Genomic DNA, 21,521 nt, shown 5'->3' with positions numbered 1-21,521 from the left:
GTCTCGCCAATCTGTTAGAGCATTTGTAACATACTGCAATGAAATTTGCACGACCGGCGCAATTTAGGCAGACATTTCGGCACGATTCAGCGCGCAATGGCTCCAAAGTTCATCCATTGCCCGAACGAGGGCATCGATCTCTTTGGGGCCATGCACCGGCGACGGGGTAAAGCGCAAACGCTCGGTCCCGCGCGGCACGGTTGGGAAGTTGATCGGTTGCACGTAGATGCCATAGCCTTCCAGCAGCATGTCGCTGAGCTGTTTGGTGTGCACCGGATCGCCAACAATCACCGGCACGATATGTGTGCCATGGTCGATGATGGGCATGCCCAGGCCTTTCAGGCGCATCTTCAGAATGCGGGCCTGCGTCTGGTGTTTGTCGCGCAAATTCTGATCTGTCTTCAGATGCGCAACCGACGCCGCAGCACCGGCAGCCACCGAGGGCGGCAGCGAGGTGGTGAAAATGAAACCCGGTGCATAGGACCGGATCGCGTCGCACATCTTGGCCGACGCGGCGATATAGCCGCCCATCACCCCGTAAGCCTTGGCCAGGGTGCCGTTGATGATGTCGATGCGGCCCATCAGCCCGTCGCGCTCGGCCACACCGGCGCCGCGGGGCCCGTACATGCCCACCGCGTGCACCTCGTCGATATAGGTCAGCGCGCCAAACTCGTCGGCCAGGTCGCAAATGGCTTCGATCGGGGCAATGTCGCCATCCATCGAATAGATCGACTCGAAGGCAATCAGCTTGGGCGCGGCGGGATCGTCGGCGGCCAGCTTGGCGCGCAGATCGTCCAGATCGTTATGCTTGAACACCCGCTTGGCGCCGCCATTGCGGCGGATACCTTCGATCATCGAGGCGTGGTTCAGCTCGTCCGAGTAAATGATCAGGCCCGGGAACAGCTTGGGCAGCGTGCTGAGCGTCGCGTCATTGGCGATATAGGCGCTGGTGAACAACAGCGCTGCCTCTTTGCGGTGCAGATCGGCCAGTTCGGCCTCCAACCGCTTGTGATAAACCGTGGTGCCCGAGATGTTGCGCGTACCGCCCGAACCGGCGCCGGTGGCGTCAACGGCTTCGTGCATGGCGGCGGTCACAACCGGATGTTGCCCCATACCCAGATAGTCGTTGCCGCACCACACGGTGATGTTCTGTTCAGACCCGTCCGGTTTGGTCCATACGGCGTGCGGAAAGGCGCCTTTGCGGCGTTCAATATCAATGAATGTGCGATAGCGGCCTTCTTCATGAAGGGCATTCAACGCTTTATCCAATCCCGCGACGTAGTCCACCGCACTCTCCTATTCTCGTTCGCTGCCCATCTGCGCAGCGTCTGGGTCGTTTTAAAAGGTCTGCGACCCGAAGTCCCGCACATTTGCTGCAAAATTGATCAACTTTGCGTTCGAATGCGGACGGCCTGACGCATTATTAACCCGATTCCGTCATCAGACCCTAGGCGGCAACCACAATCGCGGCTTTGACCTTGATCAAACAGATAGGGGATTCAGTCCGCCACAACCACTGCGCAGTCCGTCGCACCCGACCCGGCAGCGCAATCGGCCAGCGCGGCCTCTGTCGCGTCGTCCCCCTTGGCAATGGCCCATTCGCCGGTGCTGGGTGCGATTGCCAATGCTTTGGGGCCTTTGCCTTTGCGGTATTCCTTGCGCAAGCCATTCGTGGCATCGACGGACAGCTGAAGGTCTCGCGCCTCCCACGCTTTGGGGCGCACATAGGCCACCACAACGCAGCTATCCGAGCCGTCATTGCGCCGTTCGTTGCAGCCTTCGATCGCCTTGGCGGCAGCGGTATCCACGTCATGGTACTTGGCCGCCGCGATCAAGGAGTTCGACATCAACCCTTCGCTGGGCGAGGCCGCGATTGCCGCGTAATAGCTTTGCTGCTGCCCGACCTGCTGCAGGATAGCGCGGTCCTGATCGGTCAGAAACTCGACATCCAGAACCTCGACCTCGGCCCCTTTGGGCGAAAAGACCAGCTTACGCGCCTCTTTTCCCGTCACTGGATCGGCCGTGGCCGCGCCCCCCAATGCGGCCATCGCCGCCATAACACCCAGAATCGTTCGCATGTCTCACCCATTGAAATTTGGTGCCGAATTCTAGCCTGTGCTTGCCTGCACATCCAGCCCACTGGACACCCCCAACGCACCTGTTAGGGTCAGCCCAATTCTGCAATTGTCGGAGCCCTGCCCCATGTCCCTTGACGCCGTCCTTGCCCGCCTCGATGCGGACTTGCCCCATGCCATCTCGCGCCTGCAAGAGCTGTTGCGCATCCCCTCGATCTCGACCGACCCGGCCTACAAGGGCGATTGCGATGCCGCTGCCGACTGGCTGGTGGCTGATCTGCAATCCATCGGAATCGACGCGTCCAAGCGCCAGACGCCTGGCCATCCGATGGTGGTTGGCCATACCGGCGACAGCGGCAAGCACCTGATGTTTTATGGACATTACGACGTTCAGCCCGTAGATCCGCTGGATCTGTGGGACAATGACCCGTTTGATCCGCAGATCGAGGATACGCCCAAGGGCAAGGTTCTACGCGGGCGGGGCACATCAGATGACAAGGGCCAGCTGATGACCTTTGTCGAGGCCTGCCGCGCCTGGAAGGCCGTGCATGGCACCCTGCCGGGCCGCCTGTCCTTTTTCTTTGAGGGCGAAGAGGAATCCGGCTCGCCGTCGCTGGTTCCCTTCATGCGGGACAATGCAGATGAACTGCGTTCAGACGTGGCATTGATCTGTGATACGGGGCTGTTTGCAGATCGGGTACCCACCATCGTGACAATGCTGCGTGGGCTGCTGGGCGAAGAGGTCACAATAACCGGCCCCAACAAGGATCTGCACTCAGGCATGTACGGGGGTGCGGCAATCAACCCGATCCGTGTCCTGTCCAAGATCATCGCAGGGCTGCACGACGATCAGGGCCGCATCACGGTGCCGGGTTTCTATGACGGCGTGCCGGAATTGCCCACCGACGTGGCCGCCGGTTGGGAGGCGCTGAACTTTGACCACTCTGCGTTCCTTGGCGATGTCGGCCTGTCGCAACCTGCCGGCGAAGCCAACCGCAGCGCGCTGGAAATGTTGTGGTCTCGCCCCACCTGCGAGGTCAACGGGATCTCGGGCGGTTACGAGGGTGACGGGTTCAAAACCGTTCTGCCGTCCAAAGCCTCGGCCAAGATCAGCTTTCGTCTGGTGGGCACACAAGACCCCCTGGCGATCCGCGAAAGCTTTCGTGCGTATGTCACATCGATGCTGCCACCCGATTGCTCGGTTGAGTTCACGGATCACGGTGCAAGCCCGGCGGGCCAGATGGAAATCGGTGACCCGGCGTTCGAAGCCGCACGCGGTGCCCTGACCGAAGAATGGGGTGTCGAGGCCGCCTATGTGGGTTGCGGCGGCTCGATCCCGATTGCTGGCTATTTCAAGGACATTCTCGGTGTCGATGCGATGTTGATCGGATTTGGCAAGGACGACGATCAGCTTCACAGCCCGAACGAGAAATACGATGTGGAGAGCTTCCACAAAGGCATGCGCAGCTGGGCGCGGATTTTGAATGCTCTGGCGGAGGAAAACTGATGCTGGTTGTCACCGGATTGATTGAAGTAGCCGAAAGCGACATCGAAGCGGCGCGCGCCGCCGCCGCCGAAATGGCCGTTGCCACGCGACGCGAAAACGGCTGTATCGCCTATGCGTTCTACGAAGACGTCGAGGCGCCGGGCCGGTTCCGCGTCTATGAGGAATGGGAGGATCAGGAGGCCCTGACCGCCCATGGTGAGACGCCGCATATGGCAACCTTCCGCGCGGCATTAGCTGGGTTCGACCTGCGCAATGCAAAGGTTCAGAAGTTCTCGGCCGGGCCCAAGTCGGACCTCTGATGCGGATGTTGCGCGGCCATTGGCAATTGCTGGCTTTGGCCGCAGTGGTCTTTGGGCTTTGGCAGACGCCGGTGGTGGTGCCGCTGAAGATCCTGATCGTGTTTCTGCACGAGCTGGCCCATGCCTTGGTCGGGCTGGCCACGGGCGCCACCATTGTGGATATGGGCCTGTCCGCGCAGCAGGGCGGCCATGTGATCATGCGCGGTGGCGCACGGTTCTGGACGCTGACGGCGGGCTATTTGGGTTCGCTGGTGATCGGCATCGGGCTGTTGCTGGCGGCAACGCGCAGCCGGCTGGATCGAGCGGTGCTGGGCGTTCTGGGAGCGGTAATGGTGGCCGTGGCGCTCTTGTACCTGCGCGACCTCTTTGCACTGGCGTTTACCCTGGGCGCCGGCATCGCAATGCTGGCCGCCGCGCGATTCCTGCCGGCCACGGTCAGCGACGTAACCCTGCGCGTCATCGGCATCAGCAGCCTGTTCTACGTACCTTACGACATCATCTCGGACACGATCCTGCGATCCAATCTGCAATCGGACGCGCGCATGCTGGCCGAAGAATTCGGCGGCACCACGATGCTGTGGGGCGGGCTGTGGCTGATCCTGGCGCTGGGCGCGATCTATTGGTGCTTGCGCCACGGGCTGGGTGAAAACAGCAACCTTAGGCGCCCAAAAACGAACAGGTAAAGGGGCGGCACGGCCATATTGTCGAGGCAGCCGGATTTTCCTCACCCGAAGCAACCATGCCTGCCACAAGCCGCCAAACCTTGCTTTGAACCCAGATCCCTACAAACCGATGAGTTCTACACAGGTTAGTACGTAAAAAGAATATGCCCACGAACCTGCAAAGAGCAGGCCGAAACAACCGATCACAATTGCAAGTACAGTCTTTCCGATCTTCCAAAGACCAAGGGAGATGGCCAAAGACACAAACAATATGAGCCAGCTTTCCCAATCGAGATAGGTAAGACGAACGCACTCATCAAATGTCATCATGGGTCGATTCCGTTCAGACTTAACCTTCGCAAAGCTATGCCAGCGTCTCCCAGGACACAAATGGACGTTGTGTTGCGGCAGGCGGTGTTTCCCCAAAGAACGCAGGCATTCCTGCGACCTGGCGCTTTACGGCGCTTTGAGCCAAGTGAAGAGATTTCTGCAATTCATCAAAAGTCCGGTTGGGACGTTGCCTCGGTTTTGGGGCCATGCTACACGGCTGCTATGAAACAGATGAACTATCAATACACCTACTATATCTGACGGGCGCGAAAGTGCCCGAATGTTGGGTGCTGGTTGATTGTTTCATACTCTACATACACCGCTGGACCCAACGACTGCCTTGGTAACTCGGTATTCGGCGCAATACGTTTGGGTCGTATTGTTCGGTTGCTTTTCGGTTACTTAGGCACCAACTCTGGGGAGTTGGCAGAGCGGTCAAATGCGGCGGACTGTAAATCCGTTGGGGCAACCCACCTAGGTTCGAATCCTAGACTCCCCACCAAACTTGGTGTGCTTAAACGGCAAATGACCGTTCAGTTTTGTTAAACGAAGGGCGCAGTTCCAGACATGAAAAAACACGAGCGCGGAATCAAAGTCCAAGAACACTTGTTACCTGACGGCTCAATGTCTTCAGAACTCAGGGAGTTTCTGCTCGACGCAAAAAAGAGCATGGAGAAGAACGCGGTAGATCATAAACAACCTCCGTGGGTCGCTTTCCCGAAATAGGACAGGTTTTCAATGGGCTGGAGGATGGGGGTCGGTGAGGACTACTGGCATGCGTTCCATTCTTGGGTGCGTTCACTCGACAGGCAAGAATATGCCTCGTTTGTTTTGGCTTATCCCGAACCCGAGGGCTGGTCGGGGTTCTTTGATACTATTGATGTGGACAGTTAACCTTGTGTCTATCGCAAGGTTAATCACGACTGACTCTCTGACACTTTTCGCAAAAGCCAAAAAAGAATACGTTGTCCGATTGCGGGGGCACTGGCACCGTTGATGGAGTCGTGTAACCTTCAGGCCGGTTGACCTGCTCTGCTCCAATCGCGGGACGCGGTGCATCCTAGGCGTCAAAGTGGCGTCGCGTGGGGTTTGTCGTGTTGCCGCACGGCCCGAAACGCAAAACGCCCCCGGGTCGGAGGGCGTCATGAATGCAATGGCGCGGTTGACGGGGCTCGAACCCGCGACCCCCGGCGTGACAGGCCGGTACTCTAACCATCTGAGCTACAACCGCGTGGGGCGTTGGATAGCCGAGCGTCGGGATGGCGTCAATCGCGATTTTGAGGGATCCCGGCACCGTCTGATCGCGGCCCCAAAACGCAAAACGCCCCCCGGATCGGAGGGCGTCTTGAAAGCAGTGGCGCGGTTGACGGGGCTCGAACCCGCGACCCCCGGCGTGACAGGCCGGTACTCTAACCATCTGAGCTACAACCGCTCTGCTTGCGTCGGGCTTGGCCCGGCGTGAGGGCGTTATTATGCCCCAGTGCCAAGCGCGTCAAGCAGGTCCGCGCAAAATTCTGCATGTTTTTTTACTTGCCAGTTTCGCCGGTGTTTCTGGGCATGTAGTCGACCTGCGACAGACGGACAAAATCATCGCCATCGCGCACCAGCGCCACACGCAGCGGCTTGCCAGTGCCCTTTTCGGTCACATCAAGAGAGCTCTTTCCGCCCCGCAGGTGTTCATCGCCCCATTGCATCAGGGCCAGCACTGTCAGGCTCAGCTTCCAGCCCGCGCGGGTCAGTACATAGGCCTGCCGGGTTCGGGCCCCTTCTTCGCGATATGGTTGCCGGGCGAACACTCCGGCCTCGACCAGTTTATCAAGCCGGTCCGCCAAAACCGAGCGTGGGATACCCAGATCAGCCCGCATATCGTCGAACCGGGTGACGCCATAAAACCCCTCGCGCACGATCAGCAATGTCCAGCGATCTGACAGCAGACGCGAGGCCAGCGCCGCACCACATTCTTCCACCGGAAGCGGTGCGCGGCGACGGGGAAAGGGGCTGTCGGATTGTGTCATGGCCTGTGCCTTTGCTGGGTGCAGAATACGGTATCAGACCTTGCAGCGCCCGGCAATCAAGGGTGGTCAGGCGATAATCTCGAACTTCGTAACGTCAACCATGCCCCGATCGGTGATTTTCAGCGCAGGGATCACCGGCAATGCAAGGAAAGCAAGCTGAAGGAAAGGTTCCTCCAATTTCACGCCCAGCGACATCGCAGCATCGCGCAGCGCGCGCAGATCGGTTTCGACCTTTTCATAGGGATCAAGGCTCATCAGCCCTGCGACGGGCAAAGGCAGTTCCGCCAATACCTGCCCGCCCTCGGCCACGACAAACCCGCCCTCGATCTGCGACAGGCGATTGGCGGCCAGCGCCATGTCGTCATAGTCCGATCCCACAACGGCGATATTGTGGTGATCATGGCATACGGTGGAGGCGATGGCCCCCTTTTGCAAACCGAAGCCGCGAACGAAGCCGGTCGCGATATTGCCGTTTTTGCCGTGCCTTTCGATCACTGCAATCTTGATCAGATCGCGGGTGATATCCGGCTGTTTGTCGCCATCTACGACCGGGATCACCTCGTGCAGGTGATCGGTGATGATCTTGCCTTCAACGATGCCGATTACATCCGTTTCGGCGCGATTTCCGCCGCTGCGGAAGCTTTCCGGCACCACCTGCGGGGCTTTGACGGAGTGGCGGGCAACAGGTGGAATATGCCCCCGCGCAGCAAAGGTGCTTGCGGTGGCCTCTACCCCGCTGCAGAACGCGGTCTGTACATCGCATGCCACAAGGCTGCCGACGGCCACGATATCGGCGCGTTTGCCCGGCGCGATCTGGCCGCGATCCTTCAGCCCAAACGCTTCGGCCGCTGAAAGGCTGGCGGCGCGATAGGCGGCAAGCGGGTCTGTTCCCTTGGCGATCAGGGTGCGGATCATGTGGTCAAGATGCCCCTGATCGGCAATATCCAACGGATTGCGATCATCGGTGCAAAGGCAGATGTAAGCGCTGCTTGCGACATCAAGAATGGGCTGCAACGCGTTGAGGTCTTTGGAAACTGAGCCCTCGCGTATCAAAACACGCAACCCTTTTCGCAGCTTCTCCAACGCTTCTTCGGCGGTTGTGGCCTCGTGCTCCGTCCGGATGCCTCCGGCGATATAGGCGTTCAGATCCTGGCCCAACAAAAGCGGCGCGTGACCATCGATATGGCCGCCTTCAAATGCCTTAAGCTTGGCCATGATGCCCGGATCCTTGTGGATCACACCGGGATAGTTCATCACTTCGGCCAAACCGACCACTGCCGGATGATCGCGAAATGGCAGCAGATCTTCGGCCTCGATCCTTGCGCCTGCGGTTTCCATATCGGTTGACGGTACGCAGGAAGACAGCTGTACCTTGATATCCATCAGTGTCAGCTGCGAGGCATCGAGGAAATACTGAATGCCGGACACCCCTGCAACGTTTGCGATCTCGTGCGGGTCACAAATTGCAGTGGTCACACCGTGGGGCAGAACGCAGCGGTCAAACTCAAACGGGGTAACCAGCGAACTTTCGATATGCAGATGCGTGTCGATAAAACCGGGCACCAGCGTCAGGCCCGTCAGGTCGCGCACCATGCGCCCCTCGTAAGCCCCTATCCCGGCGATCCGTCCGTCGCAGATGGCCACGTCGCCATCCATCAAAGCTCCGGTCACAACGTCCAGAACCTGCGCGCCCCGCAGCACCAGATCGGCCGGCTGTCGCCCCGCCGCGACATCAATGAGCGTTTCCAGATCGGCCACCGTGTTGTCCTTTCAACTGCCGTCCAAAGGGACGTGCGCCGATTATGCGGTGGATTGCCAAAGAGACAAGGGACAGATCACCCCTGGCACGCGCAAAGCCGGCTTCCAAGCGCGCAGATCCTTCCGAAAACAACGCAGTTCGTTCGATAACCTGTACAGGGAACGCAAATCGGGTATCTCTGTCACATGCTTGATCTGCTCAGTGACATCCTGACCACCTTGTCGGTACGCGGGACCCTCTATTTCCGTACATCCTTCACCAGCCCATGGGGCGTGGCGGTACCCAGCTACGAAAATGTTGCGCGGTTTCATTTTGCCCATCGGGGCGCGTGTTTGGTCGCCGTGGATGGCGTCGATGATCCGGTGCATCTGGCGCAAGGCGATCTGATCATCATCCCCCATGGGGCGTCGCACGATCTGGTGTCGGGTCATGTCCAGAACTATTCGGTCATGCCGTTGGACCGCGTGCTGGAGAAGTCGGGCTATGACGGGTCCGGGGTTTTGGTGTTTGGCGGCGAAGAACCGGCCAGCGAGACCCAGTTGATCTGCGGCCATTTCTCGTTCGAGCCGCACGCCAGGCACATCCTGATGGAACGCCTGCCGCCCTATATCCACCTCAGAAACTACGGCGAGGCCGCCGGGCGCTGGATGGAGGCCACCTTGCGGGTTATCGGTGATGAGGCTGGCGGCCGGAAAATGGGTGGAGACCTTATTGCCTTGAAAATGTCCGAGGCGATCCTGGCGCAAGCCATTCGCAGCTTCATCGAAAGCCATGACGCGCCCGAGTGGGGACTTGCCGGTTTCGCGGACAAGCATCTGTGCCGCGCACTGGATGCGTTTCACAAAGCGCCAGATCGTGCGTGGACGGTAGAAGCACTGGCACAAGAGGCCGGCATGTCGCGCACCAGCTTTGCAGTGCTGTTCCAAAAGAAAATGGCGATGACACCGATGGAATACGTGACGGCGTGGCGGGTAGAGGTTGCCAAGCAGATGCTTGCCAAGCCGGCCGTGGCCATGGCCGAGGTTGCGGAAAGCGCTGGCTATGCCTCGGATTCCGCCTTTGCCCGCGTGTTCAAGAAAGAAACCGGGCTGTCCCCTGCCAGCTTCCGAAAGCTGGCCAGCGCAGATGCGGCGCATTCCTGAACGATCTGCGTAAACTTAGGAACGCCCGCGCATGGGGCGTTCGGTCGTCGGGCGTTACATCTCTTCCACCCCGCAGCTTGCTGCATTAACACAAGGAAGAGAAACCATGTCCCTCCGTTTCGTAACCAAAACCATCCATGCCTATCTGGACTATCCTGTGGCGTTCGGCCTGATCGTCATGCCCATAGTTTTCGACCTGGGCAGCGGCAATGCCTTGGCACTGTGGCTGTCGATTGCAACCGGCGTCGCGGCGTTCTTGCTGACGGTCTTGACGGACCACCACCTGGGCCTGTTCCGCGTGTTGCCCTACAGCGTCCACCTGACTGTGGACGGACTGGTTGGTGTCGTCTTTGTCGCGGCTCCGTTTGTTCTGGGATTTGCCGGGTTAGACTTCTGGTATTACTTCGCGCTGGGCCTGACCGTTTTGGCCGTTGTTGGGCTGCACAAGCCCGAGGAAAACAGCGTTCTGGCATGAAGGCAGAGAAATCCAACCGGGCCGTCAAAGATTGGCGGCCCCTTTTTGCCTTTAGCGGCCCGGTTTACGCAGATCGTTCAGCAAACACATTCGATCATTCGCCATTACGCCCAATTTATTGCCCTATCGTTCAGCGAAAGTATCTTCTTTCACACACCAGCGGGGCCAAGGTTGGCCGGGCTGGTTGCAACCTGAAAGGACATATCATGATCAAAACCATCGCTCTGACGTCTGCCATCTTGGCCGGAATGGCTTTCACTGGCACCGCTGCTTTTGCCGCCGACGAGTACAACGTGTCGCGCGGATTGACAGCTGTAAACGCGCCGCTGGGCCTGCACGGCGTTGACCCGGTGGAATTCCTGGCCACCGAAAACCCGGTTGAAGGCAGTGCGGCCTACACTGCTGTGCATGACGGTGTTGCCTACTATTTTGCCACCCAAGACAACATGAAGGCGTTCAAGGCCAACCCCGCCGCCTTCCTGCCTCAGAACGGCGGCTTCTGCACCTATGGTGTTTCGGTTGGCAAAAAGTTCGACGGCGATCCCGAATACCATGCGGTCATCGACAACAAACTGTACGTGTTCCTGAACCGCGAAATCTTTGACGCGTTCAACAAGGACCGGGCGGGCACCATCTCGAAAGCCGAGACCAACTGGAAAGAGATCCGCAGCATCGCGGTGACGGACCTGTAATTGGGTTCAAACCTGATCAGCGGGGGCGGCTGTACTGGCCGCCCTCATTTTGTTCAGCCCGTCACGGTAACGCAGCGCTTCGCCGACACAAGGCGCTGTTCAGTGCCAGCTTTCGGTCGGGTCCACTGCCGCTGGGCGCTTTGGTGCGGTCTGCATGCTGACACGGGCCCCGGTTTGCGCAGAATGCATCACCCCATCCATGATCTCGACAATATGGTGCATCAAGTCGCCGCTGGTTCGCATTGGGCGCCTGTCGCGCAGTGCCTGCGCCATGTCAGCCGCGCCGATGATCCGGTAATTTTCGTCACCGAACCCGTGTTGGGGCGTCAGTTGTTGCCAGACACGATCCGGGCCGCTGACTTCAACCACACCACCGAACGCACCGGGGGATGGCAGGGACAAGGTTCCTTCTGTGCCATAGATTTCTATGTCGCGGCTGCCGGTCTTGGCGACATCAAAGCTCATGCTCATGGTGACGATGGCGCCGCTGGCCATCTGAAGCAGGCCGGTGATGTGGGTGTCGACATTCACCTCGATATCCTGCGCCTGTCCGGTGGCGGGGTTGGCCCAGGGCCGGTTGGCCCGAGGCCGCGCCCGCAACCCCGAGACCGAGGCAACCGGCCCCAAAAGCGCAACCAGCGCACTGATGTAATAGGGGCCAACGTCATAAAGCGGCCCGCCGCCGGGTTGATAAAAGAAGTGCGGATTTGGGTGCCAACGCTCGTGCCCCGGCGACAGAAAGTTCAGCGACGCCCCCATCACCGTGCCCAGCTTGCCCGTGTCCAGATAGGCGCGCCCGGTCTGCACCGCCTGCCCCAGAAACGTGTCCGGCGCACCACCAACCTGCAACCCGCGCGCCGCCGCGGTGCGCAGCAGAGTCTGCGCCTCGGTCACGTCCACGCCCAGGGGTTTTTCGCTGTACAGGTGCTTTCCGGCCTCAAGCACCGCCATAGAGGTATCGAAATGAGCCTCGGGCGTGGTCAGGTTAACGATGATCTCGATCTCGGGGTCAGCCAGCATGGTAGGGATGTCCATCGCGGCGATCCCGGCCTCGTCGGCAAGGGCCTTGGTGACCTGCGGATTGCGCCCGGCAATGGCCCGCAGGTCCAGCACCGGGAAATGCTGTGCGGCCTTGATATAGACCGGCGCGATATTGCCGGTTCCCAACAGCCCGATCTTCGTGCCGGTCATCCTCTGTCCTCCGAAACCGGTGCCATGCTACCAATTCGCGACGCGATCACCGCCAACAAATTGCGCGCTCTTGTCGGTATATTCGAACAGCTCGATCCGTGTGCCGTTCGGGTCTGCCGTCCACGCCTGCCAGGTATCATCGCAGGCCAGGCTTTTGTCGGTGATTTCAACACCCTGCCCGCGTATCTGGGCGATCATCTCGTCCAGCGATGTGACCTCTAGGCACAGGTGGTTGATCCGGTTGGTTTTGTCGAACTCGGCCTCGGCGTTTTCGAACACCTCAATATGGCTGCGACCGCCCGCATGCAGATAAAAGCCGAACACACGGCCATCACGGGTGAAGTTGAAGGCAATATCCAACCCCAGAACCTGGGTATAAAACTGTTTCGTTGCGTCCAGATCACGCGCGAAGATACAGACATGAGCCAGTTGTTTGATTGGCATGGAAACTCCTTTGGGCGCGGAATGCGCCGATGGTTTGGGGGTTAAAGGCGGGTCTCGGTGTCGGCATCGAACAGCGAGACATTTGCGGACGAGAAATTCAGCTCCAGAGGTGCGCCGTCGGTCACGGCGGGTGCGTCAACCGGGGTTTTGATGGCGATCTGCTGACCTTGGTAGCGCGCCCAGATCACCTTTTCCGATCCCAGGCTCTCTTGCACATCCACGTCGACGGTCAGGCGGCAATCAGCACCTACAAGGCGGTTATCGAGGTTCAGCCGTTCGGGCCGGATGCCCAGAACCACCTTTTGGCCCGCCACCGGCGCAGCCGTCCGCGCGTATTTGGGCAAAGCCAGCTGTGTGCCCCGAACATCCACAACCAAATCGGGCCCAGCGCTTTGCACCGTGCCCGAGAGGAAGTTCATCGCAGGGGCACCCACAAATCCGGCCACGAAGAGGTTAGCGGGGGTGTCGTAAATCGCGTCCGGGGTGCCCAGTTGCTGAATCTCGCCGCCCTTCAGAACGGCGATTTTGTCGGCCAGTGTCATTGCCTCGACCTGATCATGGGTCACATAGATCATGGTACGTTTCAGCTCGCGGTGAAGGCGCTTGATCTCGACCCGCAATTCCACCCGAAGCTGCGCGTCGAGGTTCGACAACGGCTCGTCAAAAAGGAACACGCTGGCGTCGCGCACAAGCGCCCGCCCAATCGCCACGCGCTGTCGTTGACCACCCGACAGCATGGCCGGTTTACGTTCAAGCAGCTCTGTTATCTGCAACATCTCGGCGGCGCGGTGCACGCGGTCCTCGATCTCGGCCCTTGGCAGGCGTGCCACCTGCAACGAATAGGCGAGGTTTCGGTAAACGCTCATACGCGGATACAGCGCATAGGACTGAAACACCATCGCGATACCGCGCGCGCTGGGTTCTGCCCAGGTAACGTTCTTGCCGCCGATCACCACCTGGCCGGTGCTGATATCCTGCAGGCCGGCAATGGCGTTCAGCAAGGTCGACTTGCCGCAACCCGACGGCCCCAGCAAAACCAGGAACTCTTCATCCGGCACGGTCAGGTTCAGCTCTTCCAGTACGGTCAAAGCCCCGTAAGCGACTGACACGCCGCGGATTTCCAGATCAGCCACAGTTTATCCTTTCACAGAGCCAGCCGTGATGCCACGCACGAACCAGCGGCCCGACAACAGGTAGATTGCAAGGGGAACAAGCGCGGTCAGGAAGGTCGCCGCCATCTCGACATTGTAGCGCCGCTCGCCAAATTCAGAGAGAATGATGTTGTTCAGCAACGCGGTCATCGGCTTGGCCTCGCGCCCGCCAAAGACCAGCCCCATCAGGAAATCGTTCCAGATGCCGGTGGCCTGCCAGATCACCGTAACCACAATGATGGGCGCAGACATGGGCAGCACGATTTGCCAGAAGATACGCAGGAACCCTGCCCCATCAACCCGCGCGGCCTTGAACAGCTCTGTCGGGATCGAAACAAAGAAATTGCGAAACATCAACGTGGTCAACGGCAGGCCAAAGATGGAATGCACGATGACCAAGCCGCCGACGGTGCCAAAAATCCCCAGAGACGCGTAAACGCGGACAAGCGGGTACAGCAGGATCTGATAAGGAACAAAGGCCCCGAAAATCAGAATGGCAAAGACCAGGTTCGAGCCGCGGAACTTCCAGAACGACATGGTGTAGCCGGTCAAAGCCCCGGCCAGAACTGATACGATGACGGATGGAATGGTGATCTGGACCGAGTTCCAGAACCCCGGCGCCACCCCTTCGCAGCGCACGCCGGAACAGGCCTGGCTCCACGCGATCGACCACGCCTCGAACGACGGGTTTTGCGGCAGGGCCAACATTGCACCGGTGCGGATTTCCTCCATCGGTTTCAGCGAGGTGATGATCATCACGTAGACCGGTAAAAGAAAGAACAAGGCGGCCGCGATCAGGATGGCATAGGTCACCACGCGCATGGGCGACACACGCCGCGGTCTGGGGCCGTGTGGCCCCTCGAATTGCTGGGGACGGGATTGTGTCGTCATTGCGCGGCCTCCTGTCGCCGCGATGCGATGCGCCGCCAAAGGATCAAGGGCCCGGCAACCACGATCAGCGACAGCAACATGATGGCCGCCCCTGCCGTCGCCACGCCAACGTCGCCGCGGGCAAAGAAATGCTCCATCACAAAAAGCGCGGGCACCTGGGTAGAGATCCCCGGCCCCCCGCGGGTCAGCGCAACGACCAGGTCATAAGAATTGATCACACCGGCGGCCAACAAGACCAGTGACGTAAGGATCATCGGTGTCAGGATGGGTGGAATGACCTGCGTGTAGATCCGCCATTTCGGCACCCCGTCGACACGCAGGCTTTTGATCATTTCGGCATCCACGCCACGCAAGCCGGCCAGCATCAGGATCATCACAATCCCGGTGCCCCGCCACACGGCGGTCAAAGTCACGGCATGAATGGCCATCTTTGGGTCGGACAGCCACGCAAAACGGAAGTTTTCGAACCCCAGCTCCTGGACAAAGGCTTGCAGGCCGAATTGCGGGTTCAGAAACCATGACCAGACAAGTCCGGTCACCACAAGGCTCAGCGCGTGGGGGCTGAGATAGATGGTGCGCAGCAAGGTTTCACCGCGCACCTTTTGGTCGATCAGAACCGCAAGCACATAACCAAGCAACAGGCACGCCACGATATACACTGTACCAAACAGGAACAGGTTCTCGACCGATACCTGCCAGCGCGAGCTGGCAAACAGCTTTTCATATTGCTCGAACCCAACCCATTCGAACCGTGGAAGCATTCTTGATGAGGTGAATGACAAGGCCAACGTATAGGCCAGACATCCTATGAATACGCCAAATGCGACAATGGCAGCTGGCGCAAGTGCTAGTCTTGCAATCCATTTGTTCACGTTGAATGTCCCACGGTTCTGTCAGGTTGGCGGGTTCGGGCTCAGTCGGACCCGGCGACGATATCGGCAAGGCGATCCACTGCCGTGTCGATGCTGATGGAGTCGTCATTGAAGAACTCGGTCACGAGGTCTTCCCAAAGGCCGGCAGCGGCGGGGGTCATCGTCATATTCACGCTTGGCACCACCAGCTCAGGGTCCGAGTACGAGGCCAGACCTTTCAGCGAACACGCGTCATAGCGCGAGGTGTCAACATCGGTGCGCGCAGCCAACGAGCCTTTGCGCAGGTTGAACTCGATCTGAGACTCGGCGCTCATGGCAACATGGGCCAGCAATTGCTGCGCTTCGACGCGACCCTTGTCCCGGCCCGAGGGCACGGCCATGACATCGGCATGCACGATGAAATACGGCTTGTCGCCCGGCAGGATACAGCCATAGTCCACCTCGGCCTGCTGCCCGGCGGCGGTGAACTCACCCTTGGCCCAATCGCCCATCACGTTGAAACCAGCAGCCCCGGTGATCAGCATATTGGTGTTTTGCGGCCAGGACCGGCCTGCGGCACCATCGTCGCGATAGGTCGACAACCGGCGGAAGGTTTCGAACACTTTCGTGGTTGTCGCGGAACGAATGGCGGCTTCATCGCGGTTCTGCCACACGTTGTTCCAATAATCGCGACCACCCAGGGCCAGCATGACGGATTCCATCAGGAAGCGTTCCTGAAAGCTTTGCCCGCCGACCGCGAACCCGACCATTCCGGCGTCATTGATCTTTTCGACAGCCGCAAAGAAGGTTTCGTCGTAAGTGGTCGGAACCTCGGTCACGCCCGCTTTTTCAAGCACGTCCTTGCTGTACCAAATCCAGTTCGGTCCGTGCACATTGATCGGGATCAGGAAGATTTTGCCGTCGTCATTCGTGATGACATCCACCAGTGGGCCGGGCAGCACGTCGCGCCAACCATCCGCCGTTGCCGTCGCGTCGACGTCGTTCAGCAACCCTTCGGCCAGCAGGTCTTCATACGCCCGCCCGCCGAGGCCTTGATATGCGGTTGGCGGGTCGCCTGCAGCGATCCGGTTGAACACGGTTTGGCCAAGGTTTTGGCCACCTGCGACGGCAGAATCGAGCCATACGCCGCCGGCAGCTTCGAAGCGTGTGACCACTTCGCGGATGGCGGCTGATTCACCCTCGGACGTCCAGATGTGAATGACCTCGGCCCGTTCGCCCTCGGCCAATGCCGGCGTGCACAATGCGCCGACGCCCGCGAATGCTCCTACAACGAGTGCTTTGCGTAACATAGTTTCCTCCTTGTGGCGCAAGAGGCTCCCCCCTTTTGCACCTATTGAACGCGTGCGCTCCTTTGCGCACGAACCTGCCATGCAGGCCCTTTCGCCGCCCCCTCCAGAGCGGCAAAATCCCGGTCTAGGCTGGCATCGAAGCCTCCAACCCCGCGGTCATCGATCCGTTCTCGCCCCACATGGGCAAAACGGCGTCGTCGCGGTACGGATGCGCCAGCGCAACTTCGTCGTTGATCTCGATGCCCAGTCCCGGTGCCGTGCTGACGGGATAGGCGCCGTTTTTTGGCATTGGGCAGTTGGTCACCAGGTCCTTGCGCCACGGCACATCGAAGGCCGAGAACGATTCCTGGCAGACAAAATTCGGAATGGCGGCGTCCAGCTGCAGCGCGGCGGCCGTTGCAATCGGGCCAAACGGCACGTGGAACGAGACCGGCAAATAATGCGTCTCGGCCAGCGATGCGATCTTGCGCCCTTCCAGCAAACCACCGACCTGTATCAGGTCGGGTTGCAGAACATGGGGGCGCGCATCCTGGATCAAGGCCGGGTACTGATAGCGGGAAAAACATCGTTCACCGGTGGCGATGCGCAGCCCGTTAGGGCGTTCCACCTCGCCCAGGGCGCGAAAATTTTCGGGCTCCACCGGCTCTTCGAACCAATAGACATCATGCTCGGCCAAGCCATGGGCGATATAGCTGGCGGTGCCGACGCTGAAACGCCCATGCCCGTCAATCATGATGCGCATGGTGTCGCCCACCGCCGCGCGCACGACGCCAAGCTTGCGCAAACCGTCTTTGATCTCGGCCTGCGACGGATCGCGCCCCGCCCCGCCAAAGGGGTCAAACTTCAGGCCCGTGTATCCCGCTTGGCGCACAGCGCGGGCATCCTGCGCCAGCACGACATCGTCCACCCGATTGCCAAACCAGCCATTGGCATAGGCCGGGATGCTGTCGCGCATGCGTCCGCCAAGCAGGCTGTGGACAGGCAGGTTCGTGGCCTTGCCGCAAATGTCCCACAATGCCATCTCGATCCCGGCGATGGCGGAATTCACCACGGGCCCGCCGCGCGCGTATTCATTGCGGTACATGGCCTGAACCAGGCGCTCTATCTCAAACGGGTTTGCCCCATGGACGTAGCGTTCGAACAGCACCGCTGTTGCGGCCTGCACCGAGGCGGCCTGCCACTGCATGGTGCCTTCGCCCACACCGGTCAGGCCAGAGTCCGTTGTCAGGCGGACCAACAAAAGATTGTTCCAATCCCGCCCTACCAGAAAGGTTTCGAGCCTGACAATGTTCAAGAATTTCATCCCGTTAGTATAGATTATTAATAACATTATATAGAATCATATCAAATGTCCATAGATTCCCAATGTTGACAGCAGTGTCGGCGCATCGCTTAGTGGCAGGATGAAACAAAACTCGCCGGCCGCCGCGCCCGCCAAAAGCCTTGCCCACCGCCTTGCCGCCGATATCCGGCGCGACATCATTTCCGGCTATTTTGCCCCAGGTACCCGGCTTAAAACCGAAGTTCTGACAGAACGTTACGCGGTCAGCGCAAGCCCGGTCCGAGAGGCGTTATGGCGACTTGAAGGGGAAGGTTTCATTGTTCTTTTGCCCAACCAAGGGGCCAGCGTTCGGGTGGTTGACGATGATTTTGTGCGGAACATCTTTGAAATCCGCTCGGTCATTGAACCCCTGTTTGTCGGCCGTTTTTGTCGCCGATGCTCGTCAGCAGACATCGATCGGCTTAAAGAGGCCGCTGAAAAATTCCGCCAAGCGGGCACGCACCCTATCGACACAGATGCCATGGACCGGCACAACCGCGATTTTCACGCCATCATGATCGAAGAAGAACCCAACGAAGAAGGCATACAGGTGATCGAACGCTATGGTGACCTGATCAACGCCGTCCGGTCACAGCACCGAATGACGGAAGGGCGCGCGCGCATGCGGATCGTCGAACACGCCGCAATCATCGAGGCCATCGCCAAAGGCGACGTCGAGCTGGCGCGCCAAGCGTCACGCGACCACGTGCTGGCAGCAGGCGAAGATTTTCTGGAACAAATGCGGCAATCCAGACGCAAAATTCACAAGCTAAACCGCTGACAACTTCATCCCTTGCGCTATCGAAAGGTTTCGCTGGCGGGATGCTTTGCGGTAGGCCGACGGCGTCATCCCCGTCTTTCGCAGAAACGTCCGATTGAAGTTGGCGATATTGCCAAACCCCGCCTCAAAGCAGATGTCGGTGATCGCCTGGTCGGTTTCCAGCAAAAGCTTGCCCGCCATCCACAGCCGCAGCGACGCCATATGATCCGTGAACGTATTGCCGGTTTTCTTCTTGAAGAAACGCGAAAACGCGCTTTCTGACATGTTCACAACCTCCGCGACGTCCTTCAGCGAAGGCGCGCTCAGGAAATTACGCTGCAGGTAATCGAGGGCCCGTTCGATCTGTTCGTGCTCTTTCCGCCCTTTGATGTGATCCCCGGCAACGAAGGCCTGCGAGGACAGCACGGTCACCTCGTCCGAACGCGAAAGGAGGCCAAGTAATTCCATCACCTTTGCCAGATCCGGCAGGCTGCCCGACCCGTCCATGCTTTCCAGAATGCGGCGCCCCTGTTGCCGCGTTTCGCCGTGAAATTCGAGGCCTCGTTTCGCACGGTCAAACAGGTTTTCTAGGCTGCCAAGTTCGGGAAAACTCTGCGTTTGGCATCGAAACAGCTCTGCGTCGAACTGAAGGACAACGTCACGCGCCCTAAGCCTTTGGTCACTGATATTGGGTGTGATCCAGTTATGGGGCAGATCTGCGCCAACCATGTACAGATGGCCCGCGTGAAACTGCCCAATGTGATCACCGACATATGCCAGCCCGGACGAGTGTCGAATCAAGTGTATCTCGACCTCGGGATGATAGTTCCAGACGTTGCGCTCCCACGGGTAATCGTCGACACGCCACAAAAAACTGTGCCCGGGCGGCACATCGATCTGTTCGTAAAACGCGTGCGTTTCTGTGGGTTTGATTGCTTCCGTGTTCATGTCCAACCCTCACAAAGCTGCGGGAGCACCGCTTTCCAGAATGTCAAAATAGTACAGGTACTACGCATGACAAGCGCTAGCTTGAACACCGTTCAGCCGTCAATGTCTGAAACCAGCCCCGATTGGGAGGATCGGGAACAGCCGACATTCTGGGAGGAGTTCACAAAGATGATCAGCGTTCAGTGCAACGGCGTGGCATCCGAAGCCCCAATTTTACAAGGTTTTCGCGGCCAAATGTAGACACACCGTGCAAACGGGCGTCATCCGCGCCCTGGCAGCACCTCAGGTTGTCCCGATCAAGACCAAGAGTTTCTGAGCCATACTCGGCCCGGACGCGCCGAAGGCAGGCCCGCACGATACGTACATTTTTGATCCTGCCGGCCGCGAAATCCAAACGCATTGGCGGCCGATTTGCGGCGCCCCAAGATATCAATAGGAGGTCATGAGATGAAAGCTCTTGTGTTGGAACGTGTCGGTGAATTGGCAATCAGAGACATCGCCCTGCCAGAGCATGTCGGCGAAAATGACGTCAAGATCGCCATCGACACCGTGGGCGTTTGCGGCAGTGACGTGCACTATTACACCCATGGGCGTATCGGCGACTTTGAGGTGAAGGCCCCGATGGTTCTTGGCCATGAAGGCGCCGGAACCGTGATCGAGGTTGGCACAGCCGTGTCCACCCTGAAAGTTGGGGACCGTGTTTGCATGGAGCCCGGCGTGCCGGACCCCACTTCGCGGGCTTCGAAGCTGGGCCTTTACAATGTCGACCCCGCCGTCACGTTCTGGGCCACCCCGCCCGACCATGGCATCCTGACGGCCGAGGTCGTGCATCCCGCCGCATTTACCTATCGGTTGCCCGACAACGTAACCTTCGCCGAGGGAGCAATGGTGGAGCCCTTTGCCATCGGCATGCAAGCGGCCACTCGTGCGCGGATTACACCTGGCGACGTGGGTGTGGTTACCGGCGCCGGCACAATTGGAAACATGGTCGCCCTTGCCGCGCTTGCAGGCGGATGCAGCAAGGTCATCATCACCGACATCAGCGCCGCGAAGCTGAAAACCGCAGGCCAATACGCGGGCGTCTTCCCCGTTAACGTCAGCGAGCGCACGCTTGGTTCCGCGATTGAAGAGCATACTGGTGGCTGGGGTGCAGATGTTGTCTTTGAAGCAAGCGGCGCACCCGGGGTATTGAACGACGCGCTTCGCGCCCTGCGGCCGGGAGGCTGCGTCGTTCTGATTGGCATGCCCCCAAGCGAGGTGCCTTTTGACGTAAACGCCGCCATCGCGCGGGAAGTGCGCATTGAAACGGTGTTTCGATATGCAAATGTTTTTGACCGCGCCCTGGAACTGATTGGATCTGGCAAGGTCGACCTTAAACCGCTGATCTCCGAGACTTACCCATTTGATCAAAGTATTGCCGCGTTTGAGCGGGCCGCCAAGGGCCTGCCCTCGGACATCAAACTACAGATTAAAGTCGCAACAGCACGCGGTTGAGAATGACAATGAAAGAGAGCGGCGCATGCATATCACAAAACGAAAACAGCCCCGGGGTAAGTACCCAAGGGCTGTACGTATAAGTTGGTTGCGGGAGTAGGATTTGAACCTACGACCTTCAGGTTATGAGCCTGACGAGCTACCGGGCTGCTCCATCCCGCGCCATGTGCCGTTGCCGGCATGAAACGCTTTTCGCTTAGAGAG

At 59.2% G+C, this 21,521-nt stretch carries 22 protein-coding genes and 4 tRNA genes; 10 read left to right on the top strand and 16 right to left on the bottom strand.

Annotated features, from left to right (window positions below):
* Nucleotides 1-63: 63 nt before the first annotated feature.
* Both hemA and ACMU_RS15245 read right to left on the bottom strand, forming a co-directional pair.
* Nucleotides 64-1,287: a 5-aminolevulinate synthase gene (gene hemA / locus ACMU_RS15250; RefSeq protein ID WP_035261177.1), complete on the bottom strand. Its 1,224-nt coding sequence runs from the start codon at nt 1,285-1,287 to the stop codon at nt 64-66.
* 212 nt (nt 1,288-1,499) lie between these two features.
* Entirely contained in the window at nt 1,500-2,078 is a 579-nt protein-coding gene (locus ACMU_RS15245; protein WP_035261176.1) for a hypothetical protein, read from the bottom strand.
* Between the two features lie 124 nt (nt 2,079-2,202).
* Here ACMU_RS15245 and ACMU_RS15240 point away from each other — a divergent pair, with 124 nt between their 5' ends.
* Genes ACMU_RS15240 through ACMU_RS15230 form a run of 3 tightly spaced genes read left to right on the top strand, consistent with a single transcriptional unit; the run spans nt 2,203 to nt 4,564 of the window.
* The gene (locus ACMU_RS15240; RefSeq protein ID WP_035261174.1) at nt 2,203-3,582 is read left to right on the top strand and encodes a M20/M25/M40 family metallo-hydrolase; all 1,380 of its coding nucleotides are present in this window, start codon (nt 2,203-2,205) and stop codon (nt 3,580-3,582) included.
* Entirely contained in the window at nt 3,582-3,881 is a 300-nt protein-coding gene (locus ACMU_RS15235; RefSeq protein ID WP_051588380.1) for a putative quinol monooxygenase, read from the top strand. The genes ACMU_RS15240 and ACMU_RS15235 overlap by 1 nt, the downstream gene beginning before the upstream one ends.
* Nucleotides 3,881-4,564, top strand: coding sequence for a M50 family metallopeptidase (locus tag ACMU_RS15230; RefSeq protein WP_051588379.1), 684 nt, complete (start codon nt 3,881-3,883; stop codon nt 4,562-4,564). The genes ACMU_RS15235 and ACMU_RS15230 overlap by 1 nt, the downstream gene beginning before the upstream one ends.
* Nucleotides 4,565-4,663: 99 nt before the next feature.
* On the opposite strand, the gene ACMU_RS19800 is transcribed toward ACMU_RS15230, so the two are convergent.
* Nucleotides 4,664-4,870, bottom strand: a complete 207-nt coding sequence (locus ACMU_RS19800; protein WP_236626279.1) for a hypothetical protein — start codon at nt 4,868-4,870, stop codon at nt 4,664-4,666.
* Between the two features lie 63 nt (nt 4,871-4,933).
* Here ACMU_RS19800 and ACMU_RS19795 point away from each other — a divergent pair, with 63 nt between their 5' ends.
* Nucleotides 4,934-5,134 (top strand): hypothetical protein, encoded by a 201-nt coding sequence (locus ACMU_RS19795; protein WP_236626278.1) that lies wholly within the window; start codon nt 4,934-4,936, stop codon nt 5,132-5,134.
* 156 nt (nt 5,135-5,290) lie between these two features.
* Nucleotides 5,291-5,375, top strand: a tRNA-Tyr gene (locus tag ACMU_RS15220).
* Nucleotides 5,376-6,027: 652 nt separating this feature from the next.
* Here the strand turns inward: ACMU_RS15220 and ACMU_RS15215 are convergent.
* The 4 genes from ACMU_RS15215 to ade all read right to left on the bottom strand — a co-directional run bounded on the left by ACMU_RS15215 (nt 6,028) and on the right by ade (nt 8,646).
* Nucleotides 6,028-6,104, bottom strand: a tRNA-Asp gene (locus ACMU_RS15215).
* A 124-nt stretch (nt 6,105-6,228) separates the two neighbouring features.
* A tRNA-Asp gene (locus ACMU_RS15210) sits at nt 6,229-6,305 on the bottom strand.
* A 94-nt stretch (nt 6,306-6,399) separates the two neighbouring features.
* A complete protein-coding gene (locus tag ACMU_RS15205) occupies nt 6,400-6,888 on the bottom strand; it encodes a winged helix-turn-helix transcriptional regulator (RefSeq protein ID WP_081805553.1) in 489 nt (162 codons plus the stop codon).
* A 66-nt stretch (nt 6,889-6,954) separates the two neighbouring features.
* Nucleotides 6,955-8,646: an adenine deaminase gene (ade, locus tag ACMU_RS15200; RefSeq protein WP_035261169.1), complete on the bottom strand. Its 1,692-nt coding sequence runs from the start codon at nt 8,644-8,646 to the stop codon at nt 6,955-6,957.
* Nucleotides 8,647-8,832: 186 nt separating this feature from the next.
* Here ade and ACMU_RS15195 point away from each other — a divergent pair, with 186 nt between their 5' ends.
* The 3 genes from ACMU_RS15195 to ACMU_RS15185 all read left to right on the top strand — a co-directional run bounded on the left by ACMU_RS15195 (nt 8,833) and on the right by ACMU_RS15185 (nt 10,956).
* On the top strand, nt 8,833-9,789 hold the full coding sequence (locus ACMU_RS15195; protein ID WP_035261166.1) for an AraC family transcriptional regulator: 957 nt from the start codon (nt 8,833-8,835) through the stop codon (nt 9,787-9,789).
* Between the two features lie 106 nt (nt 9,790-9,895).
* Nucleotides 9,896-10,264 carry a hypothetical protein gene (locus tag ACMU_RS15190; protein ID WP_035261164.1) on the top strand — a complete coding sequence of 123 codons (369 nt, stop codon included), beginning with the start codon at nt 9,896-9,898 and terminating at the stop codon, nt 10,262-10,264.
* A 206-nt stretch (nt 10,265-10,470) separates the two neighbouring features.
* Complete coding sequence (locus tag ACMU_RS15185) at nt 10,471-10,956, top strand: YHS domain-containing (seleno)protein (RefSeq protein WP_081805561.1); 486 nt, start codon at nt 10,471-10,473, stop codon at nt 10,954-10,956.
* 99 nt (nt 10,957-11,055) lie between these two features.
* Here the strand turns inward: ACMU_RS15185 and ACMU_RS15180 are convergent, their stop codons facing one another.
* From ACMU_RS15180 to ACMU_RS15150, 7 genes are all read right to left on the bottom strand, one after another.
* Nucleotides 11,056-12,147 carry a Gfo/Idh/MocA family protein gene (locus ACMU_RS15180; RefSeq protein ID WP_035261162.1) on the bottom strand — a complete coding sequence of 364 codons (1,092 nt, stop codon included), beginning with the start codon at nt 12,145-12,147 and terminating at the stop codon, nt 11,056-11,058.
* Between the two features lie 27 nt (nt 12,148-12,174).
* On the bottom strand, nt 12,175-12,591 hold the full coding sequence (locus ACMU_RS15175; RefSeq protein ID WP_035261160.1) for a VOC family protein: 417 nt from the start codon (nt 12,589-12,591) through the stop codon (nt 12,175-12,177).
* Between the two features lie 41 nt (nt 12,592-12,632).
* Nucleotides 12,633-13,724 carry an ABC transporter ATP-binding protein gene (locus tag ACMU_RS15170; RefSeq protein WP_035261157.1) on the bottom strand — a complete coding sequence of 364 codons (1,092 nt, stop codon included), beginning with the start codon at nt 13,722-13,724 and terminating at the stop codon, nt 12,633-12,635.
* 3 nt (nt 13,725-13,727) lie between these two features.
* Entirely contained in the window at nt 13,728-14,633 is a 906-nt protein-coding gene (locus ACMU_RS15165) for a carbohydrate ABC transporter permease (RefSeq protein WP_081805552.1), read from the bottom strand.
* Entirely contained in the window at nt 14,630-15,394 is a 765-nt protein-coding gene (locus ACMU_RS15160; protein ID WP_236626277.1) for a carbohydrate ABC transporter permease, read from the bottom strand. Before ACMU_RS15160 ends, ACMU_RS15165 begins: the two co-directional genes overlap by 4 nt.
* Nucleotides 15,395-15,546: 152 nt before the next feature.
* Entirely contained in the window at nt 15,547-16,794 is a 1,248-nt protein-coding gene (locus ACMU_RS15155) for an ABC transporter substrate-binding protein (protein ID WP_035261149.1), read from the bottom strand.
* A 124-nt stretch (nt 16,795-16,918) separates the two neighbouring features.
* Nucleotides 16,919-18,097, bottom strand: coding sequence for a mandelate racemase/muconate lactonizing enzyme family protein (locus ACMU_RS15150; protein ID WP_051588377.1), 1,179 nt, complete (start codon nt 18,095-18,097; stop codon nt 16,919-16,921).
* 100 nt (nt 18,098-18,197) lie between these two features.
* On the opposite strand from ACMU_RS15150, the gene ACMU_RS18890 reads away from it, so the two are divergent.
* On the top strand, nt 18,198-18,896 hold the full coding sequence (locus tag ACMU_RS18890; protein ID WP_051588376.1) for a GntR family transcriptional regulator: 699 nt from the start codon (nt 18,198-18,200) through the stop codon (nt 18,894-18,896).
* Here ACMU_RS18890 and ACMU_RS15140 read toward each other — a convergent pair.
* Complete coding sequence (locus ACMU_RS15140; RefSeq protein WP_051588375.1) at nt 18,885-19,823, bottom strand: helix-turn-helix domain-containing protein; 939 nt, start codon at nt 19,821-19,823, stop codon at nt 18,885-18,887. The genes ACMU_RS18890 and ACMU_RS15140 overlap by 12 nt on opposite strands.
* 447 nt (nt 19,824-20,270) lie before the next feature.
* Here ACMU_RS15140 and ACMU_RS15135 point away from each other — a divergent pair, with 447 nt between their 5' ends.
* Entirely contained in the window at nt 20,271-21,317 is a 1,047-nt protein-coding gene (locus ACMU_RS15135) for an NAD(P)-dependent alcohol dehydrogenase (RefSeq protein WP_035261145.1), read from the top strand.
* A gap of 85 nt (nt 21,318-21,402) precedes the next feature.
* On the opposite strand, the gene ACMU_RS15130 is transcribed toward ACMU_RS15135, so the two are convergent.
* A tRNA-Met gene (locus ACMU_RS15130) sits at nt 21,403-21,479 on the bottom strand.
* Nucleotides 21,480-21,521: the final 42 nt, after the last annotated feature.

This window comes from Actibacterium mucosum KCTC 23349 (assembly GCF_000647975.1).
GTDB lineage: Bacteria > Pseudomonadota > Alphaproteobacteria > Rhodobacterales > Rhodobacteraceae > Actibacterium > Actibacterium mucosum.
Note: the sequence above shows the minus strand (reverse complement) of the source record. Positions and strands in the feature narration are given on the sequence as shown.